This is a genomic window from Bacillus sp. JJ1122, assembly GCF_036964885.1.
GTDB lineage: Bacteria > Bacillota > Bacilli > Bacillales > Cytobacillaceae > Mesobacillus.
This window is the reverse complement of record NZ_JBALQL010000035.1, coordinates 124993-132138: the sequence shown is the minus strand read 5'-3', so window position 1 is coordinate 132138 and position 7146 is coordinate 124993. Positions and strand designations below refer to the sequence as shown.

The 7146-nt window shown below is 40.8% G+C and carries 5 protein-coding genes; 1 reads left to right on the top strand and 4 read right to left on the bottom strand.

Annotated elements, in window-relative coordinates:
• Positions 1 to 38 precede the first annotated feature (38 nt).
• The 3 genes from cls to V7201_RS19300 form a co-directional block, all read right to left on the bottom strand.
• Positions 39 to 1550 carry a cardiolipin synthase gene (gene cls, locus V7201_RS19310; RefSeq protein WP_335378389.1) on the bottom strand — a complete coding sequence of 504 codons (1512 nt, stop codon included), beginning with the start codon at positions 1548 to 1550 and terminating at the stop codon, positions 39 to 41.
• Between the two features lie 243 nt (positions 1551 to 1793).
• A complete protein-coding gene (gene moaA, locus V7201_RS19305) occupies positions 1794 to 2810 on the bottom strand; it encodes a GTP 3',8-cyclase MoaA (RefSeq protein WP_335378388.1) in 1017 nt (338 codons plus the stop codon).
• A 249-nt stretch (positions 2811 to 3059) separates the two neighbouring features.
• Positions 3060 to 4559 (bottom strand): nitrate/nitrite transporter, encoded by a 1500-nt coding sequence (locus V7201_RS19300; protein ID WP_335378387.1) that lies wholly within the window; start codon positions 4557 to 4559, stop codon positions 3060 to 3062.
• 380 nt (positions 4560 to 4939) lie between these two features.
• On the opposite strand from V7201_RS19300, the gene V7201_RS19295 reads away from it, so the two are divergent.
• Positions 4940 to 5638, top strand: coding sequence for a Crp/Fnr family transcriptional regulator (locus V7201_RS19295; RefSeq protein ID WP_335378386.1), 699 nt, complete (start codon positions 4940 to 4942; stop codon positions 5636 to 5638).
• Positions 5639 to 5810: 172 nt separating this feature from the next.
• Here the strand turns inward: V7201_RS19295 and V7201_RS19290 are convergent, their stop codons facing one another.
• Positions 5811 to 6932: a TIGR04053 family radical SAM/SPASM domain-containing protein gene (locus V7201_RS19290; protein WP_335378385.1), complete on the bottom strand. Its 1122-nt coding sequence runs from the start codon at positions 6930 to 6932 to the stop codon at positions 5811 to 5813.
• Positions 6933 to 7146: the final 214 nt, after the last annotated feature.

Genomic DNA, 7146 nt, shown 5'->3' with positions numbered 1-7146 from the left:
TAAAAGGGGGCACAGTTCAGTTATGATGAGGTCTTTTCTTATAACACTCCTGAAAAAAGCCTTGCAAAAGACTCCTTCGACCTTTCCATAAAACCGCGTTTATAATATTGAACTGGACTGATTTTATCTGATTCGAGCATATCTTCTTCATAATGGGCGACAAGATCCCTGATCGAGCTTGTGCCAAAAAGGAAAACATTCACCTCAAAGTTCAGGTGGAAGCTTCTCATATCCATATTAGCTGTTCCTATTGACGCAATATTTCCATCTACAATAATCACCTTTTGATGCAGAAAGCCTTTCTTATAGGAATAGATTTCCGCCCCACTCCTTAATAATTCCGAAAAATAGGAACGGCTAGCGTACTGAGTCAAGTAGCTGTCATTGATTTCAGGAACCATGATCCTCACTTCTATTCCCTTTGCTGCCGCAACTCTTAAAGCCGTGCGGATCGCCTCATCTGGTACGAAATATGGCGTCGCTATCCAAATGGATTTTGTCGCGCATGACATCATTGTATAATAAAAATCGCTCATGATTCCTTGCTGGGTATCAGGTCCGCTCGCTACAACCTGGATCGCCCCATCCAGTACATCGTCATTATCCTCCTTTTGAACGGCAGGATAATTCTCAATAACTCTCTCGCCGCTGACATATTCCCAGTCGAGCAGGAACACGTTGTGAAGTGTATATACTGCTTCACCCGTCAGCACCATATGGGTGTCGCGCCAGAACCCAAAGTTTTCATCCTCTCCAAGATATTCTACTCCGACGTTCAAGCCACCGACAAAACCAATTTCCCCATCGATGATCACAATTTTCCGATGATTTCGGAAGTTGAATTTCTGATTGAAAAAGCCATATTTTAGCGGAGAAAATGGCTGTGCCTTGATTCCGGCATCTAGCATATCCTTCAGGTCTTTTGCGGCAAATTTCATGCTGCCAGCCGCATCGAACATGAACAGCACTTCAACTCCCTGCTGCGCTTTTTCTATAAGAATCTCAATGATTTCTTGTCCAAGCCGGTCAGACCTAAAAATATAATATTCAATGTGAATGAATTTTTGAGCTTCCTTCAGCTTCTTCTTAATTTCCGAGAAAGTTTCGTCCCCATTTTTAAGGATCTTTGCTTTTGACCCTGTAGTAATGGGTGTGAATGATGCATTCTTGGCATACTGCGCAAAGCATTGCTGATTATCGATTAAGAAGGATAAGTCACGAGACTCTTCCTTTCTCATTATTTTTTCCCATTCATCCCGGTCCCGAGTTCGCTTACTTTTGTATAAATAACCCTTTAAGTATAGCTGTCCGGAAAACAAGTAAAAGAAATAACCTACTACTGGAAATAGGATCAAGACATACATCCACATCAGTGTGTGTTGAGCAGATCGGTTTTCCAGCACCAGCGAATAGATGCTGATTAAAATAATGACGGCATAAACGATAATGGCTCCACTCTTGACAATTTGGCTTAAGCCAGTGAAAAACACGATATAAATGCAGGCTATCAAAATAAATACAAATAAAAATTCTATTCTTCTTTTAAGCATTCAGGCATTCTCCAAATCATAAATAAGATATATTAGATTCTGTCTATACCCATAATCCAGTTGTTCGGAAACATAGTATGCCCATTATTAGCTTTGAGAAAAGCGGTTGCACCTTAATTTCTTCAATCAAGGCTTGGGACTTCAAATACATCATATGGGATATAAAAAGATTTTCCTCTCAAAGATCGCTATCTCCGCATACAATAATCCCCTTTTAAAAAGAAAAAGACCCCCGAAGGAGTCTTAGCCGCCTATATAAGACATTTCAATTTTCTTTCTGTTTGCAACTGTTTCCGCTGTCCGCTCATCAGAGTATCTGTCCGTACGATGGTTCCAGATATCTGTTATGCGTGCCCGAAGTTCTTCATCGGTAGCACCGTCTCGCATGAAATCACGGATATCATGGCCATTTCCATTGAAGAGGCAAGTGAACAATTGTCCGTTTGCCGATAGCCGCGATCTTGTGCAGCTCGAACAGAAGGACTCTGAAACTGATGAAATGAATCCAACATTTATATCAGTACCTTTGTAGCGGTATTTCTTTGCAACTTCCCCGTAGTAATCAGGGTCTACCCTCTCCAAATCAAAATGCTCGCTTATAATATCAAACATTTGCTTCTTTGTGATAACATCATCCATTTTCCAGCCATTGGTGCTGCCTACATCCATGAATTCGATGTAGCGTAACTCAATGCCTTCCTTTTTGCAGAATTCAGCCATAGGGAGAATTTCAGAATCATTGAGCCCTTTTTTAATGACAGTATTGATTTTCACACCTAAGCCAGCTTCTTTAGCTGCTTTTATGCCATCGAGCACAGGGCCAACGCCCACATTCCGGCCGTTGATTTCTCCAAAAAGCTCATCCTTCAAGCTGTCGAGGCTGACATTGACACGCTTCAACCCAGCAGCTCTCAACTGTTTTGCATATTTTGGCAGAAGAACTCCATTTGTTGTTAAGGCAATATCTTTTAGGCCCTCAATCTCATTCAGCTTTTGGACGAGAATCGGAAGATCCTTCCGAAGCAGAGGCTCTCCGCCAGTAAGCCTGATTTTTTCAACCCCAAGTTCAATGAACAATTTTGCCACTCGTTCAATTTCTTCATAAGTCAAAAGCTCACTTTTAGGTAAAAAAGCAAAGTCTGGTCCGAATATTTCTGCAGGCATGCAGTACTGGCAGCGGAAATTGCAGCGATCTATTACTGAAATACGCAAATCTCGTAGTGGTCTATTTAACTGGTCTTTGATTATGTTTTTTACCATATGCGTCAACTCCAATTAGAGAAGTAGGATAAGTGATCAATATCAGCTACAAATGCAATTCATCTAATATTCTCACACTAACATGATTAGTCCTCTATTTAAATAGTAGATTTTCTTTATATATATATATTACAACATAAAAACTGCCTGGGTAGTGTTTTTTACCCTTAATTGTCATGATGTTGTCAATTTATAGGGAATGGAAAAAACTGCATTAAACCATTTAATGCAGTTTTTAAAAGAGCTATATTATTTGTTTTTCAAAGTTAGCTCACTGAACATGCCGACAAAATTCTTTATTTCTCCTGCATCATTTTTTACAGGACTGATTGTCAGCCACTCAGGATAAATCGTGCCATTCTTTTTCTTGTTCCAGATTTCTCCCTGCCAGAAGCCATTCTCTTTGATCGCTTTCCACATATCATTGTAGAAGTCTTCTTCATGCTCACCTGAACGAAGAATGCGCGGATTCTTCCCGATAATTTCTTCCGGGGTATAGCCTGTCACCGTAGTGAAGGCTGGATTAACTTGTTCGATATTTCCTTTTACATCCGTGATCATGACACCTTCAATCGTATGGTCAATAATATTTTTTGCCAGGCTTAATTTGTCCTGGTAATACATCCAGAATACGATGATCAAGCTTGCTAGTGCTACTTGTGATAATGCCATGAATCCAATTGCATAGTGTCCAGTCAGGTTGAACAAGAATGCGAGCATTAGCGGAGGGAAGAAGCCTCCCAATCCACCCATTGCAGAAACGATACCATTCACGATTCCTGCCTGTTTGGAAAAATAGAGCGGGACAAGCTTGAAGATTGTTCCATTACCTATTCCTGCACAGATGGCTACTGCCAGGCAGCCGATCGTGTAAAGTGTCAGAGATGGCATGAATGATAACAAGATTCCTGAAATCGTCAAACCGGCAAATACAAACATCAAAATGATGAAAGAATTGAATTTATCTCCCAGCCATCCTCCAATCGGCCTGAAAAATGTTGCAAGTGCGATAAAGCCAGCAGTTCTTAGGCCAGCATCCACTTTTTCAAGATCAAAATGGGTTACAAGGAAGTTAGGCAAATAGATTGTAAAGGCTACAAAAGATCCAAAGGTCAGGAAGTAAAATAAGCTCAATGCCCATAGCTTTTGATTTTTATAGACGCTCTTTATTTGTTCTCCTAGAGGTGTGACTACTTTTGGTTCCTTCTTATCTCCAAGCATGAAGTTCAGCAATGCAAAGGCAAGCATCAGGATCAAATACAACTTGACTGTTGCCTGCCATCCGAGCTGGGAGGCGAGAACTGGAGCTGAGAAAGTTGAGATTGCAGTCCCGAGGTTACCAACTCCATAAATACCGTTGACGAAGCCGTGGCGTTCTTTAGGATAATATTTTGGCAGTGATGTAACACCTACTGAGAAAACAGCTCCACCGATTCCTGCAAACAATCCGCCAATCAGCAAATCCGTATACGAATCAGCAAGACTGATGAAATAGATTGGGAAAAGCAGCAATGTAAAGCTGATAAAGAATAATTTTCGGGCACCATACTTGTTTGTCCAGTATCCAATGGGAATCCTTAAGACAGAACCTAGAACAACAGGAATTGCTGTCGCCATAGCAATCTGGTTTGCTGACATTTGGATATCCTCTTTTATAAATGGCATTAATGAGGATAAGATTACCCATACCATGAACCCCGCTATAAGACTGAGTGTTTGCAACGGAAGCTGAACTTTTTGTGTTTTCATTATTTTTTCTCCCCTTTGAGCTTACTAATTTATTTCCCTAATGGCTTTGAAATTGTCATAGCAGCTTTCTATGGGTAAATCGTAAAAAATTCACAAGCTTTTAGATGTGACGAACTTCACACCTATTTGTATGTTCAATAAACCGTCACAGATGTCTTCAAACATGTAAATTATCTGCCTTTGTTTATCGATATAATAAAATTAGAGCAATTTGTTTCGAAAATGTGAACAAAAAGGTCCTAGAATGTGACGACATTTTGACACTTACCGTTCCTGTATTTAGTTAACACTATGCCGGTGTTATTATTGTGACAATAAATACTTTGACACGTGAGCCAGACATTAGTTTTACCTCTTAAAAAATGAAAAGGGTGATGACCATGCTACATGCACATAAAGTAACTCATTCGATTGAAATCAAAGAATTGCTCCAGTTTGCTGACAGGACGATCCAAGTTAAAAAGGGATCATATCTGTTCCAGGAAGGCATGGAAGCAGAGGAACTTTATTTGATTCTTGGAGGTAAGGTCCAAATCAGCAAGGTCACACAAGATGGCCGTGAGCTCGCCCTTAGAATTTGCGGGGAAAACGATATTTGCGGCGAATTGACTTTATTTACGGATGCTCCAAAATATCTTCTTAGCGCCCTTATCATAGAAGATGCCAAGATTGCAGCCATCAGAAAAGATGTCATTGAAAAGGAAATATTCCAGAATCCATCGCTTGCATTCGAATTCATGAAATGGATGAGCGACCATTTCCGCAAAACACAAACGAAGTTTCGCGACCTTGTACTGAACGGAAAAAAAGGTGCATTGTTCTCGACACTGATTCGTATGACAAACAGTTACGGTTTGCAAAAAGACAACGGCATCCTCATCGACCTTCCGTTAACAAACCAGGAGCTGGCGAACTTCTGCGGCACTTCTCGTGAAAGCACGAATCGAATCCTGAATGAGCTTAAGCGTGAAGAAATCATTTCAATCAAAAAAGGTAAAATCCTTGTACACGACGTTGACTATTTACGTCAGGAAATCGGCTGTGAAAACTGTCCGGCAGTGTTTTGCAGTATAGATTGATATTCATTTACAATTTGAATAAGAAAACGAGTGAGGCTGCTAGCTTCACTCGTTTTTTTTAGTGGATGGGTAAGAAACGGCTGTTGATTTAGGTTGCAGAGAATTAAAATCACTATAGCCTTAGCATAGCCTATTGATTAAGCTCCAGCGCCATGGCGTTGGAGCTCTCATTTTAACTTTGTTTCTGTTTTCTCAACACTTTAGGAATGTAAACGCAGAATGGTTCACTTTCCAGATAGTCACCGGTCATAGCATAGGCGCGTGAACGGGATCCGCCACAAACATGCCTGAATTCACATACGCCGCATTTCCCTTTGTATTCATCGGGATTTCTTAATGACTTGAAAACAGGGGAATCTCTGTATATTTCAGCAAGCGGCTGCTCCCTGACGTTACCAGCCTTTACAGGCAAAAGGCCGCTAGGATAGACGTCCCCAGTGTGAGAGATGAATACAAAGCCATTTCCATCATTGACCCCTTTTGGCGCCCTGCCAAGGCCATCAATCGACCCTGTCAGTCCTTCTTTAGTCAATGCAGTGAGATAATCGATTTCTTCGGTATGGTCTTTTGCTTCCCGCATTTTTTGCTGGATTACGACCCTGCGGTAATGCTGGGCAGCCGTTGTTTTAATATCGAACTTCACTCGTTTGCTTAAGTCATACAGCCAAGTGAATACCTTCTCGTGCTCAACTGGGGATATCATGTCTTTTTCCTGCCCCCGCCCTGTAGGCACCAAGAAAAACACGCTCCACAAAACACAATCCAGATCTTCAACCATCTTTGCCATTTCATCTAAATAATCAATATTATAACGTGATATAACTGTATTAATTTGAATAGGTATTTCAAGTTCATGCAAGTACTTAATTCTTTCCATAGTTAAATCAAATGACCCTGCTGTTCCTCTGAAATGGTCGTGCACTTCAGCAGTCGGGCCGTCAATGCTGAAAGCCCAGCGTGACAATCCTACTTCTTTTGCTTTTTCGATCGCTTCCTTCGTAACATTCGGCGTCGCACTTGGCGTCATAGAAACTCGGACGCCTTTTTTAACCGCATAGGCTGCAATATCAAAAACGTCCTCTCTCATAAGCGGGTCTCCGCCTGTAAAAACAAGCATTGGATTATTCATTTCGTATATTTGATCGATCAGTGCTTTTCCTTCCTCAAAAGACAATTCGCGTGGATCTCTTCTATATTGTGCCTCCGCACGGCAATGCAGGCATTTCAGTTGGCATGCTCTGGTCAATTCCCAAATTACAATGAAAGGATCTTTGTCAAAATCTCTTGAAAACATTATTTTGCGCCTCCTTCAGTACTTCTCTATAAAAGAAGTATAGAAGTATTTGCAACTTGATTAAGTGAACTACCTCACATAAAAGCGGCTGATTTCATGGTTTGTATGACAATTTTGTGACTGACAGACCTGTGAAGACTTCAAAAAACCACTCGATATGGTTTTAGACTTTTGAGTTGTTATCGGAATCCCTCTCATAACAACTCGGTCCGAT

Coding starts and splice junctions, on each gene's coding strand:
- cls (WP_335378389.1), bottom strand. CDS start 1,550: ATGCTTAAAAGAAGAATAGAATTTTTATTTGTATTTATTTTGATAGCC.
- moaA (WP_335378388.1), bottom strand. CDS start 2,810: ATGGTAAAAAACATAATCAAAGACCAGTTAAATAGACCACTACGAGAT.
- V7201_RS19300 (WP_335378387.1), bottom strand. CDS start 4,559: ATGAAAACACAAAAAGTTCAGCTTCCGTTGCAAACACTCAGTCTTATA.
- V7201_RS19295 (WP_335378386.1), top strand. CDS start 4,940: ATGCTACATGCACATAAAGTAACTCATTCGATTGAAATCAAAGAATTG.
- V7201_RS19290 (WP_335378385.1), bottom strand. CDS start 6,932: ATGTTTTCAAGAGATTTTGACAAAGATCCTTTCATTGTAATTTGGGAA.